Genomic DNA, 17,094 nt, shown 5'->3' with positions numbered 1-17,094 from the left:
TGCTGCCAGAGGAAGGGGGAAGGAAGGAGCGCTCAGGCCGCCAGGCGCTGATCGCGGTCTTGCTCGCGGTCTTGTTCGCGGTTTTGTTCGCGGTCTTGTTCGCGTTCAGCAGCCAACACCGCATGGCCCTGCGCCTGCTCCAGCGCCTGCGCCAGGTCGGCCAGCAGGTCCTGCGGGTGCTCTATGCCGATGGACAGGCGCACCAGCCCGGGCGCAATGCCCACGCGCGCCAGCTCCTCGTCGCTGAGCAGGCTGTGCGTAGTCTCGGCAGGAATGGCGGCCAGCGACTTGCTGTCGCCGATGTTGACCAGGCGCAGGAACAGGCGCAGCGCGTCATAGAAGGCGCGTGCCGCCGGCCGGCCGCCGCGCAGCTCGAAGCCCAGCAGCGCCGGCACATGCCCGCCGCGCAGCTGGCGCAGGGCCAGCGCGTGGTCGGCGTGGCCGCTCTGGCTGGCGTGGTGTATGCGCTCCACCAGCGGATGAGCCTGCAGGAAATCGATCACGGCCAGCGTGTTGCGGCTGGCGCGCTCCTGGCGCAGGCCCAGCGTCTCCAGGCCCTGCAGCAGCAGGAAGGCGCTGTGCGGCGCCAGCGCCGCGCCGCAGTTGCGCAGCAGCACGGCACGGGCCCGCGCGATGAAGGCCCGGTCGGGAAATTTCTCGGTGAAGACAAAGCCCTGGTAGGCCGGCTCGGGCGCACTGAACTGCGGGTAGCGCCCCGCGTGCGCCACCCAGTCGAAGCGGCCGCTGTCCACGATCAGCCCGCCCAGCACATTGCCGTGTCCGCCGATGGCCTTGGTGGCCGAATGCACGACGATGTCGGCGCCCCAGTCGAAGGGCCGCAGCAGCAGCGGCGAAGCCACGGTGTTGTCCACCACCAGCGCCACGCCCGCCGCATGGCTGATATCGGCCAGCTGGCGCAGATCGGCAATGCCGCCCGATGGATTGCCCACGGACTCCACGAACACGGCCTTGGTGCGCGGCCCTATCGCCCGGCGCAACGCCTGGAAATCATCCTTGGCCACGGCCGTGCTCTGCACACCGCGCGAGGCCAGCACATGGGCGATGAAGTTGTGCGTGCCGCCATACAGCTGCGAGGCCACGACCACATGGTCGCCCGCACTGGCCAGCGTGGCCAGCGCCACATCGATGGCGGCCATGCCCGAGGCCAGGGCCAGCGCGGCCACGCCGCCTTCGAGAGCCGCAATGCGCTGCTCCAGCACCGCCAGCGTGGGGTTGGCCGTGCGCGAGTACACATCGCCCTCCTCCACCAGGCCGAACAGGTTGGCGCCGTGCTGGGCGCTGTCGAACACGAAGGAGGTGCTCTGGTAGATGGGCACGGCAGCGCTGCGCTGCTGCTCGCGCCCCCGGTAGCCGGCGTGCAGGGCCTGGGTGTCCTGCTGCCACAGCGCATCGCTGGCTGCGTCGTGCGGGGCGGACTCGGTGCCGGTCGCTGAGGTCATGCATGGACTCCGTATGAGTGGTCGATGCAGCCCATTATTCGAAGCCCGCGCCCTGCGCACTACGAAGAAAAACGCGTTCGCTTATTCGGTTTGCGCATGTCGCCGGGCCGCGCCCTTCCTAGTTGCCACGCACATATGGATGCGCGTTTTGCGTCGTTGGAAACACGGCACTCAGCGGACAGCATCGGCAGTCCCGAAACTGCTTTGGAGGGAGTTCCATGACCCGCAAGACCCAGACCGAGATCGACAGGACCCAGGACAGCCGCTGCGCCCATGGCGCAGATTGCGGTGCTTTCGGGGCGCTCGATGCTCCCGAGGCATCCGAGCCCTCGCTCTCGCGCCGCGCCCTGATCCGCGCCGGCGCCGCAGCCGGCGCGCTGGGATCGGCCGCCTGGTTCAGCGGCCGCGCCGGGGCGCAGCCGCGCCAGAAGATCACCTTTGCCTGGAGCCAGGCCAGCTTCTGCCATTCGCCCATTCCCGTGGCGCTGGAGCGCGGCTTCTTCGAGCGCAACGGCCTGGACGTGGAGCTGCTGAACTGGGGCGGCTCGGCCGACCAGTTGCTGGAGGCGCTGGCCACGGGCAAGGCCGATGCGGGCGCGGGCCTGATCCACCGCTGGATCAAGCCGCTGGAGGCGGGGCTGGATGTCAAGCTCATCGGCAGCGTGCACGGCGGCTGCCTGCGCCTGGTCGGCCTGAAGTCGGCCGGCGTCACGCTGGACCCCAGCACGCTCAAGGGCAAGACCATCGGCGTGGCCGATCTCAACAGCCCAGCCAAGCAGTTCTATTCCATTCACCTGGCCAAGCGCGGCCTGGATGTGGACAAGGACATCGAATGGCGCGTCTACCCGGCCGACCTGCTGGATGTGGCCGCCAAGAAGGGCGAGATCCAGGCCATTGCCGACGGCGACCCCAATCTCTACCTGATCGAAAAGCGCAACCCCGGCACCTTCCTCGAACTGGGCAACAGCGCCAAGAACGAGTACGCCGAAAGCATTTGCTGCGTGATCGGCGCAGGCGCAAAGTTCGCCCGGGCCAACAAGCCCGCTGCGGCCAGCGTGGTGCGCGCGCTGACCCAGGCCTCGGACTACATCGCCGAGAACCCCAACGAAACGGCGAAGATCTTTGCCAAGTACTCGCCCAAGGTGCCTGTCGAGGACCTGCAGCGCCTGCTGGCCGAGCTGACCTTCAAGCACCATCCGCACGGCAAGCCGCTGCGCGACGAGGTCCAGGCCTTTGCGGCCGACTTCCGCACGGCCGGCGTGCTCAAGAAGCAGACCGACCCTGGCCGCTTTGCCAGCCACATCACGCTGGACGTCCTCGCATGAGCACCGCAAGACCACGCTGGCGCCTGGGCGCCACGGATGCCGCACCCGGCCTGGAACGGGAACAGGCGCAGGGCACGCGCAAGGCAGCCCCCTGGCGCACCGGCCTGCTGGCCGCCGCCGCCTGGGCCGGCCTGGGCATGCTGACCCTGCTGTGGCCCAACAAGGAGATCGGCTTCAGCGAATGGGCGTTCACGCAGGAATTCGGCATTGCCGCCCTGGCCGTGGCCCTTTTGCTGCTGGCATCGGCCGTGCTGCCTGTGCGACCCGTACGGGCAGCACGGCGCATCGACCGCTGGCTGCGCCCGGCCGGTGCCTGGCTGGTGGCGGCGCCGCTGCTGCTGGCGCTGTGGGAGACGCTGACGGCCAAGCTCGGCGCGCTGCCGCCGCCGTTCTTCGCGCCACCGCAAAGCCTGATCGACGTGGTGCACGAGGACTGGCAGCGCCTGGGCCTGTCCACGCTGTATTCGCTGCGGCTGCTGCTCAACGGCATCGTATTCGGCGCGGTGATCGGGTTTCTCACGGGCGTGTGGATAGGCTGGTCGCGCATCGCGGGCTACTGGGTGCATCCGCTGCTGCGCTTCCTGGGGCCGGTGCCGGCCTCGGCCCTGCTGCCGCTGGCCTTTTTCTTCGCGCCGTCCAGCTACTCGGCAGCCGTGTTCCTGGTGGCGCTGGCCACGTTCTTTCCGGTGGCCGTGCTGACCTGGTCGGGCGTGGCATCGGTCAGCAAGAGCTACTACGACGTGGCGCGCACGCTGGGCGCATCGCCCTGGTTCCTGGTGCTGCGCGTGGCCATCCCGGCCGCCCTGCCCCAGGTCTTCGTGGGCCTGTTCATGGGGCTGGGCGCCTCGTTCTCGGTGCTGATCACGGCCGAGATGATGGGCGTGAAGGCCGGCCTGGGCTGGTATCTGCAGTGGGCCCAGGGCTGGGCAGCCTACGCCAACATGTACACGGCGCTGCTGGTCATGGCCGTGCTGTGCTCGGGCCTGATCACGCTGCTGTTCACCGTGCGCGACCGCACGCTGTCGTGGCAGAAGGGAACCGTCAAATGGTGATTGCCGCAGAACACGCCGCCAACGCCGCAGCCACGCCCGCCATCGCAGGGGCGGCCCTAGCCGGCGCGGCCATCGATGTGCAGGCCGTCAGCCACTGGTTCGGCCAGGGACAGGGCGCGCTGCAGGTGCTCGACGAGGTCAGCCTACAGGTGCGGCCTGGCGAGTTCGTCGCCCTGCTGGGCCCCAGCGGCTGCGGCAAGTCCACGCTGCTGCGCCTGGTGGCCGGGCTGGACGCGCCCACGGCCGGCGCCGTGGCGCAGGACGGCACGGCCATCACCGAGCCCGATCCCTCGCGCATCGTCGTCTTCCAGGACCCCACGCTGTTTCCCTGGCGCACGGTGCGCGGCAACGTGGCCCTGGGCCTGCAGGCACGCGGCCTGCTGGACAGCCAGGCCCACCGCATCGACGAGGCCCTGCGCCTGGTGGGGCTGGAGGATTTCGCGGACAGCCATCCCCACCAGCTGTCGGGCGGCATGGCACAGCGCGCTGCCCTGGCGCGCGCCCTGGTCAACGACCCGCGCCTGCTGATCCTGGACGAGCCGCTGGGCAAGCTCGACTCGCTGACGCGGCTGGCCATGCAAAGCGAGATCCTCAAGATCTGGCAGCGCGCAGGCTTTTCCGTGCTGCTGGTCACGCACGATGTGGAAGAGGCCCTCTTCCTGGCCCACCGTGTGCTGGTCTTCAGCCAGCGGCCCGCCCGCATCGTGGCCGAGATCGATGTGGACCTGCCCTACCCGCGCCAGCGCGGCCACGCCCGCCTGTCCGAGCTGCGCCACGAGGCCCTGCGCCACCTGGGCCTGGACCAGACCTGGTAGCGCCCGCATCCGATGCAACGCAGCGACTCCCCCGACTGGCTCAACCCCTTGATCGGCGCCATGCAGCAGGCCCAGGTCGGCCTGCTGCAGCTGCTGCACGGCCTGGGCCTGGCCGGCACGGTGGATGGGCAGCCCGCCTGGCCGTGGGCCGTGCGCCTGTCCGGCGAAAACCTGCTGATCGACCTGGGCCAGGCCCGGGGCCTGATGTGGTCGCTGGCGTCCGTGGCCACCGCCATCGTTTTGCTGGTGCTGGCCCTGGCGCTGGCCCTGGTGCTGCGCCGCATCCGCCTGCCGGCCCTGGTGCTGACCGCGCTGGCCGCGCTCGCCCTGCTGCTGGCCCCCTGGCCGCGTGCCGACCTGATCCTGGTGCCCGCGCATGCCACCAGCTTCCATGCCTCGCCCACGGGCTTCAGCGTGGAGAGCATTGCGCGCGGCAGCGCCGCCTATGCCCAGCACTGCACGGCCTGCCACGGTGCCGATGGCCGGGGCCACGGCCCGCTGGCCGCCAGCCAGCCGGTCTGGCCCCCCAACTTCACCAGCCCGCTGCTGTGGCGCCGCGCCGATGGGGAATTGCTCTGGGCCATTCTTCATGACCGCCGCCCCGTGGAGTCTGGCGACGGCGCACGGGCCCACGGCCAGGCCGACCGGCTGTCCAGCGACGACGCCTGGGCCCTGATCGACTTCATGAAGGCCCGCGCCGCAGGCCAGATGCTGCAGATCGCCGGCAGCTGGCCCTATCCCGTGGGCCTTCCCGACATGGCCGTGCAGTGCGCAGGCCAGCCCGCACGCCGCCTGAGCACCTGGCAAAGCCGCCAGCAGCGGCTGAGGGTGGTGGCAGGCAGCGGCCCGGTGCAGGAAGACCCGCGCCTGGTCAGCCTGCAGCTGTCACCCGATGGCGACAACCGCGCCGCCAGCGCCCTGGACTGCACCGTCAACGACCCGCGCGCCTGGCAGGCCATGGCCCTGCTCAGCGGCTCGGAGCAGCTGCAGGGCATGCAATGGCTGGGCGACCGCAGCGGCTGGCTGCGCGCGCTATCGCGTCCGGGCGCCCAGGGCTGGTCGGAGGACGACCTGGTCTGCCGCACGGACACGCCCGCGAGGACGACGGTCGAGGCGACGACGGCCGCTGCGGCAACCGCCGGCCCGTCCGATGGCTCACCCGACGGCTCATCCGACGGCCTCGGGGCCCTGATCGCTCGCATGGATGCAGAGCCCGTGCGGTTCATCAAGGGTGGGTTTGTGCACTGAGGGATCAGGCATCCGCCGCCATGAGGCTGGCATAGGCGCCCTGGCGCGCGAGCAACTCCCGGTGGGTGCCCTGCTCCACGATGCGGCCGCCCTCCAGCAGGGCCACGCGGTCGGCGCGGGCCAGCATGGCGGGCCGGTGGGCGATGAGCAGCACGGTACGGTGCTCGCGCAAGGCGTCCAGCGCACGCAGCAGGGCTTGCTCGCTTTCGCTGTCGAGATGGGAGGAAGCCTCGTCCAGCACCAGCACGGGAGCACCGGTCAGCAGCGCGCGCGCCAGGGCGATGCGCTGGCGCTGGCCACCCGACAGGCGCATGCCTTGTTCGCCACAGCGCGTGGCATGGCCTTGCGGCAGCCCGCTGATGAAGCCATGGGCCTGCGCCAGCATGGCGGCCTGCTGCACCTCGTCATCGCTGGCGTCAGGCCGGCCCAGGCGGATGTTGTCGGCGATGGAGATGTCGAACAAATGCACCTCCTGGCGGACCACGGCAAGTTGCTGCCGCAGCACGGCCAGCGGCAATTCACGAATGTCCATGCCGCCCATGCACAGGCTGCCGGCGTCAGGCTCGCCCAGGCGTTGCAACAGCTGCACGCAGCTGCTTTTGCCGGAGCCGGACGCGCCGGCCAGGGCCACCATTTCGCCAGGCCGCAGGGACAGGTCCAGTCCGCGCAGCACGGGTACGCCGCCACGCTGCCAATGCACACCGCAGAAGTCCAGCGACGCCGTGGCCGGCGCCTCACGGGTTCCGCTGTCCGCAATGCGCCGGGGCTGGCGCAGCAGTTGCACGATGCGGTCGGCACCAGCCTTCACATCGCCCAGCCTGCGCGCGGCCTGCGCCACTTCGGCCAGCGGCGCCAGCGCCATGCCGGCCAGTACTACCACGGCCGGCAGCCAAGCGGCATCGATGTGCCCCTGGTCCAGCAGCCAGGCGGCCACGGCAGCCATGGCCAAGGCCGACACGGCCGGCAACGGGTCCGCGGTGGCCAGTTGGCCCGCAGCAAGCGACGCATGCCTGCGCACCTGCGGGGACAGAGCGGCAGCCTTGGCACGCATGCGTGCCAGCCAGCGCGGCCCGGCCTCCAGCAGCGCCAGTTCACGCAGCCCGCGCAGGCCTTCCACCACATCGGCATTGAGTTCGCCCTGCGCCGCTGCCAGCGCCCTGGCCTGCCGCTGCGCCTTGCCGGCCAGCCACCAGGACAGCAGCACTGGCAAGGCAACAAAGGGCAGCCAGGCCAGGGCGAGCAGCGGATGCAGCCAGGCCAGCAGGCCCAGCGCCGCCAGCGGCACGCACAGGGCGCCGGACAGCTCGCCCAGCATGTGGGCGTAGAAGTGCTCCATCAGCTCGGCATCGGCCGTGGCCGTGGCGGCGATGTCGCCGCTGCGCTGCGGGCCGGCCGCATTGCCTGCGCCCCGCTCCAGCCCGTCGTAGATGCCCAGTTGCAGTGTTTCTATCAACGCAAACGCCAGCGCATGGGAGGCATGGGTCTGCCACCATTGGCTGAGCGCGGCCACCAGCGCCGTCAAGGCCAATGCGCCCAGTGCCGGTTGCAGCGCAGTCCACGGCGCGCCCATGGCGGCCTGTCCGGCAATCCAGGCAGCCAGCACCCAGGCGCCGACCACGGTAGCCTGCGTCAGTGCGGCGGCCAGCAACGCCGCTGCCAGCAGGCGCTTGTGCGACGCCACCGGCGCCAGCAGGCCGGCCCAGCTGCGGGATTCATCGCGGATCATGCGGCCTCCTCCGTCGTCCTCTTGGCCTGCGACGCCGCCCAGAGCCGTGCATAGCGGCCGCCGCGGCGCAGCAGATCATCGTGCGTGCCCTGTTCGGCCACCCGGCCGTTTTCCAATACCACGATGCGGTCCGCCTCGCGCGCCGTCTCCAGGCGGTGCGCGGCCATGACGAGAGTGCGGCGGCCCCGCAATGGCCGCAACACCTGCAGCAAGGCCTGCTCCGTGCGTGGATCTGCGCTGGATGTGGGCTCGTCCAGCAACAGCACGGGCGCACGCCTCAGCAACGCACGCGCCAGGGCCAGCCGCTGGCGCTGCCCGCCCGACAGGTGCGCGCCGAATTCGCCCACCTCGGTCTGCAGGCCTTGGGGCAGGCTGTCCACCAGGTCGGCCAGTTGCACGTCACGCAGGACAGCCTCGATGTCGCGGAGGCAGGCCTGGGGGCTGGCCATGCGCAGGTTGTCCTCCAGGCTGCCGCTGAACAGCAGCGTGTCCTGGGCGACCAGGGCGACCCTGGAGCGCAACTGCGCCAGGCTCAGCTCCCGCAGGTCCCGGCCGCCCAGGCAGACCATGCCGCGCCGGGGATCGGCGGCGCGCCACAGCAGCGACAGCAGCGTGGACTTGCCGACGCCCGAAGGCCCCACCAGCGCCACCCATTCACCATCGGCGATATCCAGGTCCAGTCCGTGCAGCACCTCGGGCCGCCCCGGTTCCTGCCCCTGGTCATGGGCAAAGCACACCCCGCTCAGCGAGATGCGGCCGTCTGCAGGAGCAGGTCCGGGCCGCAGCGGCTCAGGCACGGGCAGCGGCGCGTGCAGCAGCGCGTCGATGGCATGCAGGCCGTCGCGCGCGGCCCAGGCCGCATGAAAGGCTTTCTCCAGCCGCTCCAGCGGCCTGAAGGCCTCACGCGACAGCAGCAGCACGGCCAGCAGCGATGCCGCATCCAGCCGGCCCTGGCCCAGTTGCCAGCTGCCCCACCCCAGGACACTGGCCATGCCGGCCAGGCCAACGAAACGCGTCAGGCCGGTGCGCAGCAAGGTGGCGCGCAGCGTGTGCATGGACTCGGCACGCAGGCGGGCGGCCTGTTCGGCCAGACGCATGCGCCAGCGCGCCGAGGCGCCAAAGGCCCATAGCGTCTCCATGCCGCGCAGGCTGTCCAGCAGCTGCGCCCCAAAGGCAGCCAGGGCCGCCATGACGCCGCTGGCCCCTGGCATGTGCCGGCGCAGCCACAGCCGGTCCAGCAGCGGCTGGCCCAGCACGAACACGGCCAGCAGCAGCGCGCAGCCCGCGTCCACCCAGGCCAGGGCGCCCAGCGCCAGCGCGCAGCCGAGCACGGCTCCCAGCAGGCTGGGAACATGGCGGCTGGCATGGACCTGCACGGCATCGACAGCCGCAACCAGCGTGGCCTGCAGCTCACCCGTGGGGCGGGCCGCAGCCCAGGCCGGCCCCAGGCGCATCAACCGGGCCAGCAGGCGTTCGCGCAGCACGGCGCGCGTGCGCATGCCCACCTGCTGCGCCCACCACTCTTCCAGCCACACCAGGACGCCGCGCAGCACCAGGGCCGCCAGACCGATCGCCAGCCAGGGATGCAGCGACGCCCCCTCCATGGCCTGGGCCAGCAGTCGAGCAAGGCACAGCGCGTGCACCACCAGCATGGCCTGGGCCAGCAGCCCGCAGGCCACCGTGGCCGCCAGCTGCGCGCGCGAGCGCGACACCATCCAACGTTCCAGCGAGGTGCTCATGACGGCTCCTGCCCACGGCCGCCCAGCGCGTGCCTCACGGCGACCAGACGCCGGCCGTTGACCGTTTCCACGACAGCCTGCACGCGGTAGACCTCGTGCAGCAGGGCGCTGTCCACCACCTCGACAGGGCTGCCGGCACGCACCACGCGGCCCTGGTCCAGCACCATGATCCGGTCTGCCCAGCCCATGGCCAGGTTGATGTCGTGCAGCACGGCCAGCACCACCAGTTGCCGCTCGTGTGCGATCTCGGTCACCACGTCCAGCACGCGGTGCTGGTGGTAGAGGTCCAGGGCGCTGGTCGGCTCGTCGAGCAGCAGCAGGCGCGGACGGCGCACCAGGGCCTGGGCCAGACCCACCATCTGGCGCTGGCCACCCGACAGCGCAGCCAGCGGCCGGTCAGCCAGGGCCGTCAGCTCCAGGCGCTGCAGCACCTGCTCCACGGCGGTCTCGGCCTCATGCGTGCCGACCAACGGCCAACCACGGGCCGTCTGTGCGGGCTCGCCGGCCATGGCCGCGCTGAGCACGGACTCGAACACCGCCAGTCGCGAGCGTTCGGGCAGGCTTTGCGGTACATAGACCACCTGGCGCGCGCGCTGCACCGGCGGCTGGGAAGACAGCAGCGCCGTGCCCAGGCGCACCTCGCCGCGCATGCGCTGCAAGCCTGCAATGCCGCGCAGCAGCGTGGATTTGCCTGCGCCATTGGGTCCCACCAGCGCATTGACCGAACCCGCAGCCAAGGGCCCCAGAGTGGCACCGCGCAGCACGGGTGCTGCGCCATAGCCCATGTGCACATCGCTGACATGCAGCGCGTTGCGGAATGGCATGCTCAGCGCTCCTGCCGGCCCGTGCGGGCAACGATGGCCATGAAAAAGGGAATGCCCACCAGCGAGGTCACGATGCCCACGGGCACCAGCACGCCCTCGATCAGCGTCTTGCTGGCCACCGAGGCCATGGACAGGATCAGTGCCCCCGCCAGCGCCGAGGCCGGCAGCAGCACGCGGTGGTCGTCGCCCACCAGCATGCGCGCGATGTGCGGTGCGATCAGCCCCACGAATCCTATGGTGCCCACGAAGGAGACGGCCACGCCCGACAGCAGGCTGATGCGCAGCAGCGCCCAGCCTCTCAGCGCCGTGACCGGCACGCCCAGGCTGCGCGCGCGGTCCTCGCCCAGCGTGAGCGCGGTCAGCGACCAGCTCTGGCTCCAGGACCAGGGCAGGCACAGCGCCAGCACGGCGGCCATGACGGCAATCCGGTCCCAGGAGGCGCGTGCCAGGCTGCCCAGGGTCCAGAAGACCAGCTGCTGCAAGGTGTTCTGGTCGGCCACGAACTGCAGCAGTGCCACCAGGGCGTTGAAGCTGAACACCAGGGCGATGCCGAACAGCACCAGGCTTTGCACGCCAAATCCGCGCCACATGGCCAGCCCGTACAGCAGGCCCACCGACAGCAGCGCGAAGAGGAAGGCGTTGAGAGACACCACGTACTGCGCCGGCACGCCCGGCACGCCCAGTCCCAGCACGATGGCCAGGGCCGCGCCAAAGGCGGCGGCCGCCGACACGCCCAGCGTGAACGGGCTGGCCAGCGCATTGGCCAGCACGGTCTGCATCTCCGCGCCAGCCAGCGCCAGCGCCGCACCCACCAGCACGGCCATCAGCGCATAGGGCAGGCGCACGTTCCAGACGATGACGGCCTCCACGCGCGACACGCTGCCCGGATCGCCCAGCACCTGCCACAGCCGTGCCAGCCCCATGCCCGACGGGCCGGTGGCCACGTCCAGTGCCAGGCTGGCCAGCAGCGCCAGGGCCAGCAGCGCCAGCACCAGCCCGTGGCGGGCATGGCGGCGGCGGTAGCGCTGCGCGGCACCGGCCGCCGCAGCGCCCGTCTCTGCCGCCACGGCACTGGCCTCCATGGCCGCGCTCATCGGCCGGCCCCGGAAGGCAGGTCGGTCAGCAGCACGCCGGTCATCGGAATCGGCATGAAGCGCTCGTACAACTCACGCCGCGTGCGCAGCGGGTCGATGTCGGCAAAGAGTTCGGGATGCAGCCACTTGGCCAGCGCCTCGACGGCAATCACATGCTCTGGCGAGTCGTAGAAGATGTGCCACAGGCCGTGCACGCGCCCCTTTCGGACGGCGGACAGCTCGCGCGTTTGGGCACGCTGCGCCACCGTCGCCAGGCTGGCCTGCGCCTGGGCAGGCGTGGCCTGGTAGCCCAGCGTCACGCCGCCCTGGCCACTGGCGAAGACGCCCGTGGCCACATAGACGGCAGGATCGCGCGACAGCACATATTCGAGGTTCAGCGTACCGATGGGACCGGGAATGCGGCCGGCGCCGATGTTGTCGCCACCGGCCAGCTCCACCATTTCCCCGAAATTGCCCTTGCCCGGCGAGCCGCAGCAGTCGCGCAGACCGGCCAGCATGTCGATGAAGATGGCGGGCCGCTGGAATCCGTCCTTCCTGCGCGCCGCCGCGACGCGCTGGCGCACGCGCTCGATGCGCTGCTCGTAGAAGGCGATGAAGTCCTCGGCGCGCTGCTGGCGGCCCAGCACCTGGCCCATCAGGCGCAGGCTGGGCACGGTATGGGTCAGCGGATGCTGGCTGAAATCCACAAAGACCACGGGCACGCCCGCCGCCTGCAGCTGGCGCACGGCCTCGCTGTCGGGCGCGGGCCCGTGACCGCCCGAGACGGCCATGAAGGCCACGTCGGGACGCACGGCCAGGGCCTGTTCCACGTTGAAACTTTCGGGCGTGGCGCCGCCTACCAGCGGCAGTTTCTCCATGGCAGGAAAGGCCTTGGAGAAAGCCGCATAGCCCTGGGTATCGAGCAGGCGGAAATCCCCCTGCCAACCCGCCACGCGCTCCACCGCCTGCCGGCCTTCCAGCAGGGCCATGGTGTAGACCATGCGCCCCTCGCCCAACAGCACGCGCTGCACGCGGTCCGGCACCTGCACGCTGCGCCCCGCCATGTCCGTCACGGTCAAGGCCTGGGCCAGCCCACTCCAAAGCGTCAGCGCCGCCACCGCAGCGCGCAACCCGCGCCGCATTCCTGTCTGTATTTGCATCTGTTTTCTTCTCTCAGTCGTTACCGGCATACCCAATGCAACCGGCGCGCCCCAAAGCCTGGGACAGCAAGCAAGGGCCTGAGCCGGCCGCAACGCCCCGCAGCAAGGCTGCCGTCCCCCTCAGGCTGCCGCCACAAAGCGGCTCAGGGGGTCAAAACCGGCCGCGCAAGCTCACCTGCACATTGCGCGGCTCGCCATAGACATTGCCGAAGTTGGCCGGCCCGAATCCACCGCTGCCCAGGCGCGTGTAGTAGCTGCGGTCGAACAGGTTGCTGACGTTCAGCGCCGCACTCCACTGCGGGCTGATGCGGTAGCCCACGCGCAGGCTGGCCGTGGCGTAGCCGCCCTGGGTGGCTCGAACAAGGGGCTTGCCGCCCTCGCTGTAGGTGCCGCTTTGGACGTTGATGCCGCCGCCCACATCCCAGGCGTTGAGCGCGCCCGGCAGCCGGTATGTGGTCCACAGCCGCAGCAGATGCCGGGGGCTGAAGGTCCTGAAGGACTGGCCCTGATAGCTGGGATCGCGCTTGTATTCGCTGGTGTTGTAGGTGTAGCCGGCCATGGCCTGCCAGCCCGGGGCGATCTGTCCCGCCAGCTCGGCGTCGAAGCCCTGGCTCTGCACCTTGCCCTGCGCGGCGTAGCAGCAGCTGTCCACGATGACGGGCGACACGGCCACGGCGCGGTTGCTCTCCACGATGCGGAAGGCCGCCAGCGCCACCTGCAGCCGGCCATCGTTGAGCGAGCCCTTGATGCCGGCCTCGTAGTTGGCGCCGACCACGGGCGGCAGTCCGCCGCCATCCTCGCCCCGGTAGTTGCTCTGCACGCGGAAGATGTCGGCATAGCTGGTGTAGAGCGACCAGCGGGAGTCCAGATCGAAGACCAGGCCCGCGTAGGGCGTGAAGCGGCCGTCCTGCCGGTAGTCCGCCGTCTGCGCGCCCGTGCGCTGGTTGACGGAGTCGGTGCGCCACCAGCTCCAGCGACCGCCCAGCAGCAGGGTCAGGGGATCGGCCAGCTTCAGCCGCGCGGCGCCATAGATGCCGTACTGGCGCGTGCGCGATCGCGAGTCCGATGTCCACTGCACGGCACCCGGATCGGCGTAGGCGGCCGGGTCGAAGTCGAACACATTGACGGGAATGCCGCCAAAGCCCGGGAGGCTGCCGCCTTGCGAGCGCGCGTCGCGGTCGTACCAGTTGGCGCCCAGCACCACCTCATGGCGCCGGCCCCAGGCCTGCCAGGCCCCGCTGAGCATGGCGTCCAGCGACAGCTGTTCGTTGTCGTAGTCATTGGCGCCGCCCATCAGGCGGGGACCCAGGCCCGTGGCGCGGTCCACCGCGCCCGAGACATAGGCGTACTTGAGCGCGCTGGACTCGCGGTCGGAGACCGCCGCCAGCTTGAACTGCCAGTCGGCATTGATGGAATGGCTGAGGTCGGCGAAGACCTGGGTGGCCTCGAAGTCCCAGTGCGTCCAGGGCGTGCTCAGGAAGGTGCTGCGTGCCAGCCCCAGGTCGCCGCCGTCGGCGTAGCGCGGCACGCCCATCATGGGCGGCACCCAGTCGCGCGTCTGGTGGCCGGCGCCCAAGGAGACGGTGGTGGCCGATCCCAGGTCGGCCTCGACGATGCCGTACAGCGAATCGCGCCGGCTGCTGGCATAGCGCACATGGGAGTCGCGCTGGTCGTGCGCGGCCGCCAGCCGGGCACGCACCGACCCATCGGCGTTCAGCGGGGTGCTGTAGTCGATCTCGGCACGGGCCGCATTCCAGGAGCCCAGGCCCAGCGAGCCCGTGAAGCGCCGGTCGCCCGTGGGGCGCTTGCGCACCAGATTGATCACGCCGCCGGGCTGGCCCGCGCCATTGAACAGGCCCGCAGCGCCGCGCAGCGTCTCCACATGGTCGAACATCACCATGTCAGGCTGGCTCCAGGAAGCGCCGCCTGTCTGCACGGGAAGGCCGTCGTACTGGAAGTACTCGATGGGATAGCCGCGCGCATAGAAGGCCGGAATGACGCCCGTGCCCGACAGGTCCACAGTCACGCCGGGGGTCTGCGCCATGATCTCGTCCAGCGTGTGCAGGTTCTGGTCCTCGATCTGCTGGCGCGTGATGACGGAGACCGAATGCGGCGTCTCCCTGAGCGTGGCAGGCAGCTTGGTTCCCACCGAGACGCCCGGGGCCGCGTAGCCACCCGTCAGCTCGGTGGGCCGGTCCTTGACCGCCTGGCCCGTGACCTGCACCTCGGGCAGCCTTTCCTCGGCCGCCCGGGCCAGGGCGCACTGGCCCAGGACGCAGACGGCCAGCGCGATCGATGTGATGGAAAAACGGGGCGGGCCGGCATCCCGGTCCGCAGAATCTGGCAGCGACATTCAACCCTCTCGAAGCAAATGAAAATCAATTGCATTCGACTGTATGCAAGAGGCAGGCTCGCCGCTTTCGCTGGCCGGAGTTTGGCTTTCGCCCGCCGGAGACGGCTCAGCGCAGCAACTCGCTGGGCGCGATGCCGAAGCGCTTGCGAAAGGCCGTCGAGAAATGCGCAATGCTGTAGCCCACCTCCAGCGCCACCTGCGTGACCGAGCAGCCGCCCGAAGTCAGCAGGCCGTAGGCCTGCTCCAGCCTGTGCTGCTGCAGGTGCTCGAACACGCTCATGCCGAACAGTTGGCGAAAGCCCGCTGTGAGCTTGCGCTCGTTGATGCCGGCCTCGCGCGCCAGCTCGGCCAGCGACAGGGGACTGCGAGCGTGCGCCGTGGCCACCTCGCGCGCATGCCAAAGCCGCTCCACATCGGCGCGTGACAGCTCGGCGCCATCCCCCTGCGCGCCCGCCGTCGGCAGGCACTGCTGGAGCACGGCAGCCGACAGTTCCAGGCTCTTGGCATTGAGGAACAGATCACGCATGGGCCCCTGATAGGGGCAGACCAGAATCTGTGTGGCCAGCGCACGCGCCGTGGCCGACAGCCCCTGGCGCAATACCAGCAGATCGTTGTCGTTGAAGCAGTGGTGGCCGCTGCGCGCTATGAGATCAAGCCCGAAGCCCTGGCGCTCCGCCGCCTCGGCGTCAAAGCCTATGCGCACATAGCGCTGAAGGCTGTGGGATTCATAGCGGTCCAGTCCCTCATGCAGGCCCGTGGCCAGCACCAGGTAGACCCCGGCATCGGACACCTCCATCAGACGGCCGTTGACCCCGGCCTGCACCTTGCTGTTGAGGGCCACGATGATCTGCAGGCCCTGGAACACCGGCGCGCGGACCTCCACAGGCTCCTGCGTCATGCGGCAGCCGGCCGCAAGGCACAGCTGGTTGTCGAATCTGGAATTCCACTGGAACACGTTGCAAATCTATGAATGAGAATTATTCTCAAATCATACGTTCAACAGCCAAGACCTTGCACCGCCTCGTCAATCCTCCAACGGCGGCCACTGGCGCGCGGTGTGCACCAGGGCCAGCACCCAGACCGTCGTGCCATCGATCTCATAGACAAGGCGATAGCTTTCATGAGGGATCAGCTCGCGCGTGCCGGCAATCCTGCCCGCTTTGCCCATCTTGGGATACGCGGCCAACCGGGCGGCTGCGTCGCTGAAAAGAAGGTCCATGCGCAAGGCTGCGCGAGGATTGTCAGCTGCGATGTAGTCCCAGATATCGGCGCGATCCTGCTGCGCCTGCGGCGTCCAGATGACCTTCACGCACGGTCTGCCGCAACCTGACGGCGCCGGGCAGCGAACTCGGCCTCGACTTCCTCATTCGAGCGGCCAAGTCCAGCGCGCATGGAGGCACGCCCCTCCTCGACCTTGCGCTGAAGATAGCCGTCATATTCACGGGCCTTGCGGCGCTGCTCAATGTAGCCGCGCATCAACTCTCGCATGACCTGGGATGCGGGCCGGTCCTCGCCTGCGGCTTCGGCCATGAAGTCTTCGCGCAGCTCGGCTTCCAGTTTCATGGTGAAAACGGCTTCCTTGGGCATGATTGACTCCTGTGAAGATACCAACAAAGTATATACATCGTCAGTACCAAACACTCCAGAGACTCAACCGCTTCACCCCATTCGCAACTTGCACTTGCCAATGCATCAATCAAATCAGGACTAGTTGCAAGCAAGGCCTCTTTCTATATTCGCGCCTCGACGGCGCCCGGCTTCCATGGGCCGCAGCTGCGCACGACACTACTGCGGGGACCCCACCCCTGCCTGACTGACCCACAACAAGGAGAGACTGCGATGACCGATCTCACCATCAACGGCAAGACCGTTTCCATGGACCTGGACCCCGAGACGCCCATTCTGTGGGCTCTGCGCGACACGCTGGAGATGACCGGCACCAAGTTCGGCTGCGGCGCGGCGCTGTGCGGCGCCTGCACGGTGCACATGAATGGCCAGGCCATACGTTCCTGCGTGACGCCGATCTCGGCGGCCGCGGGCCAGAAGATCACCACCATCGAGGCCATGACCTCGGGCTCCGACCGCGTGGGCACCGCCGTGCGCGATGCCTGGGTGCGCCATGATGTGGCCCAGTGCGGCTACTGCCAGAGCGGGCAGATCATGAGCGCCACGGCCTTCCTCAAGTCGCTGCCCAAGGGAAAGAAGCCCAGCGGCGAGGAGATAGACGCGGCCATGGCCGGCAACATCTGCCGCTGTGGAACCTATGCGCGCATCCGCACGGCCGTGGCCGATGCCGCGCGCACCCTGGGCTGAACGGAG

At 69.6% G+C, this 17,094-nt stretch carries 15 protein-coding genes; 5 read left to right on the top strand and 10 right to left on the bottom strand.

Annotation, left to right across the window (positions count from 1 at the left end; genetic code table 11):
* Positions 1-32: 32 nt before the first annotated feature.
* Entirely contained in the window at positions 33-1,460 is a 1,428-nt protein-coding gene (locus tag INR38_RS01495; RefSeq protein WP_207441671.1) for an O-acetylhomoserine aminocarboxypropyltransferase/cysteine synthase family protein, read from the bottom strand.
* A gap of 218 nt (positions 1,461-1,678) precedes the next feature.
* Here INR38_RS01495 and INR38_RS01490 point away from each other — a divergent pair, with 218 nt between their 5' ends.
* From INR38_RS01490 to INR38_RS01475, 4 genes are read left to right on the top strand one after another with little or no spacing between them, the layout of a single operon-like run.
* Positions 1,679-2,785 (top strand): ABC transporter substrate-binding protein, encoded by a 1,107-nt coding sequence (locus tag INR38_RS01490; RefSeq protein WP_207441669.1) that lies wholly within the window; start codon positions 1,679-1,681, stop codon positions 2,783-2,785.
* Positions 2,782-3,837, top strand: a complete 1,056-nt coding sequence (locus INR38_RS01485) for an ABC transporter permease subunit (RefSeq protein WP_207441662.1) — start codon at positions 2,782-2,784, stop codon at positions 3,835-3,837. Before INR38_RS01490 ends, INR38_RS01485 begins: the two co-directional genes overlap by 4 nt.
* Positions 3,831-4,652, top strand: coding sequence for an ABC transporter ATP-binding protein (locus INR38_RS01480; RefSeq protein ID WP_016450923.1), 822 nt, complete (start codon positions 3,831-3,833; stop codon positions 4,650-4,652). Before INR38_RS01485 ends, INR38_RS01480 begins: the two co-directional genes overlap by 7 nt.
* Positions 4,653-4,664: 12 nt before the next feature.
* Positions 4,665-5,900, top strand: a complete 1,236-nt coding sequence (locus INR38_RS01475; RefSeq protein WP_207441660.1) for a cytochrome c — start codon at positions 4,665-4,667, stop codon at positions 5,898-5,900.
* Positions 5,901-5,904: 4 nt separating this feature from the next.
* Here INR38_RS01475 and INR38_RS01470 read toward each other — a convergent pair whose 3' ends face one another.
* The 9 genes from INR38_RS01470 to INR38_RS01430 form a co-directional block, all read right to left on the bottom strand.
* Positions 5,905-7,626: an ABC transporter ATP-binding protein gene (locus INR38_RS01470; protein WP_207441658.1), complete on the bottom strand. Its 1,722-nt coding sequence runs from the start codon at positions 7,624-7,626 to the stop codon at positions 5,905-5,907.
* Positions 7,623-9,365: an ABC transporter ATP-binding protein gene (locus INR38_RS01465; protein ID WP_207441656.1), complete on the bottom strand. Its 1,743-nt coding sequence runs from the start codon at positions 9,363-9,365 to the stop codon at positions 7,623-7,625. Before INR38_RS01465 ends, INR38_RS01470 begins: the two co-directional genes overlap by 4 nt.
* Positions 9,362-10,189, bottom strand: a complete 828-nt coding sequence (locus INR38_RS01460) for an ABC transporter ATP-binding protein (protein WP_207441654.1) — start codon at positions 10,187-10,189, stop codon at positions 9,362-9,364. Before INR38_RS01460 ends, INR38_RS01465 begins: the two co-directional genes overlap by 4 nt.
* A gap of 2 nt (positions 10,190-10,191) precedes the next feature.
* Positions 10,192-11,271 carry an iron ABC transporter permease gene (locus INR38_RS01455; protein WP_065345582.1) on the bottom strand — a complete coding sequence of 360 codons (1,080 nt, stop codon included), beginning with the start codon at positions 11,269-11,271 and terminating at the stop codon, positions 10,192-10,194.
* Positions 11,272-11,279: 8 nt separating this feature from the next.
* A complete protein-coding gene (locus tag INR38_RS01450; RefSeq protein WP_013800712.1) occupies positions 11,280-12,422 on the bottom strand; it encodes an ABC transporter substrate-binding protein in 1,143 nt (380 codons plus the stop codon).
* A 151-nt stretch (positions 12,423-12,573) separates the two neighbouring features.
* Positions 12,574-14,775 carry a TonB-dependent siderophore receptor gene (locus INR38_RS01445; RefSeq protein WP_043822147.1) on the bottom strand — a complete coding sequence of 734 codons (2,202 nt, stop codon included), beginning with the start codon at positions 14,773-14,775 and terminating at the stop codon, positions 12,574-12,576.
* A 106-nt stretch (positions 14,776-14,881) separates the two neighbouring features.
* Positions 14,882-15,730 carry an AraC family transcriptional regulator gene (locus INR38_RS28950; RefSeq protein ID WP_207441653.1) on the bottom strand — a complete coding sequence of 283 codons (849 nt, stop codon included), beginning with the start codon at positions 15,728-15,730 and terminating at the stop codon, positions 14,882-14,884.
* A 69-nt stretch (positions 15,731-15,799) separates the two neighbouring features.
* Positions 15,800-16,084, bottom strand: a complete 285-nt coding sequence (locus INR38_RS01435; RefSeq protein WP_043822145.1) for a type II toxin-antitoxin system mRNA interferase toxin, RelE/StbE family — start codon at positions 16,082-16,084, stop codon at positions 15,800-15,802.
* Positions 16,081-16,362, bottom strand: coding sequence for a hypothetical protein (locus INR38_RS01430; protein WP_016445493.1), 282 nt, complete (start codon positions 16,360-16,362; stop codon positions 16,081-16,083). Before INR38_RS01430 ends, INR38_RS01435 begins: the two co-directional genes overlap by 4 nt.
* A gap of 252 nt (positions 16,363-16,614) precedes the next feature.
* Here INR38_RS01430 and INR38_RS01425 point away from each other — a divergent pair, with 252 nt between their 5' ends.
* Positions 16,615-17,088, top strand: a complete 474-nt coding sequence (locus INR38_RS01425) for a (2Fe-2S)-binding protein (RefSeq protein WP_012207419.1) — start codon at positions 16,615-16,617, stop codon at positions 17,086-17,088.
* The last annotated feature ends 6 nt before the right edge of the window (positions 17,089-17,094 follow it).

The sequence above is a fragment of the Delftia sp. SD018 genome, from assembly GCF_017355445.1.
GTDB lineage: Bacteria > Pseudomonadota > Gammaproteobacteria > Burkholderiales > Burkholderiaceae_C > Comamonas > Comamonas acidovorans.
The sequence above is the reverse complement of the archived record's forward strand: the minus strand, read 5'-3'. Positions and strand labels throughout refer to the sequence as shown.

What these genes read in the sequence shown, in the direction of transcription:
- INR38_RS01465 (WP_207441656.1), bottom strand. Translation starts at nt 9,365, where the DNA reads ATGAGCACCTCGCTGGAACGTTGGATGGTGTCGCGCTCGCGCGCGCAG.
- INR38_RS01490 (WP_207441669.1), top strand. Translation starts at nt 1,679, where the DNA reads ATGACCCGCAAGACCCAGACCGAGATCGACAGGACCCAGGACAGCCGC.
- INR38_RS01495 (WP_207441671.1), bottom strand. Translation starts at nt 1,460, where the DNA reads ATGACCTCAGCGACCGGCACCGAGTCCGCCCCGCACGACGCAGCCAGC.
- INR38_RS01430 (WP_016445493.1), bottom strand. Translation starts at nt 16,362, where the DNA reads ATGCCCAAGGAAGCCGTTTTCACCATGAAACTGGAAGCCGAGCTGCGC.
- INR38_RS01455 (WP_065345582.1), bottom strand. Translation starts at nt 11,271, where the DNA reads ATGGAGGCCAGTGCCGTGGCGGCAGAGACGGGCGCTGCGGCGGCCGGT.
- INR38_RS01445 (WP_043822147.1), bottom strand. Translation starts at nt 14,775, where the DNA reads ATGTCGCTGCCAGATTCTGCGGACCGGGATGCCGGCCCGCCCCGTTTT.
- INR38_RS01485 (WP_207441662.1), top strand. Translation starts at nt 2,782, where the DNA reads ATGAGCACCGCAAGACCACGCTGGCGCCTGGGCGCCACGGATGCCGCA.
- INR38_RS01450 (WP_013800712.1), bottom strand. Translation starts at nt 12,422, where the DNA reads ATGCAAATACAGACAGGAATGCGGCGCGGGTTGCGCGCTGCGGTGGCG.
- INR38_RS01475 (WP_207441660.1), top strand. Translation starts at nt 4,665, where the DNA reads ATGCAACGCAGCGACTCCCCCGACTGGCTCAACCCCTTGATCGGCGCC.
- INR38_RS01470 (WP_207441658.1), bottom strand. Translation starts at nt 7,626, where the DNA reads ATGATCCGCGATGAATCCCGCAGCTGGGCCGGCCTGCTGGCGCCGGTG.
- INR38_RS01460 (WP_207441654.1), bottom strand. Translation starts at nt 10,189, where the DNA reads ATGCCATTCCGCAACGCGCTGCATGTCAGCGATGTGCACATGGGCTAT.
- INR38_RS01425 (WP_012207419.1), top strand. Translation starts at nt 16,615, where the DNA reads ATGACCGATCTCACCATCAACGGCAAGACCGTTTCCATGGACCTGGAC.
- INR38_RS01480 (WP_016450923.1), top strand. Translation starts at nt 3,831, where the DNA reads ATGGTGATTGCCGCAGAACACGCCGCCAACGCCGCAGCCACGCCCGCC.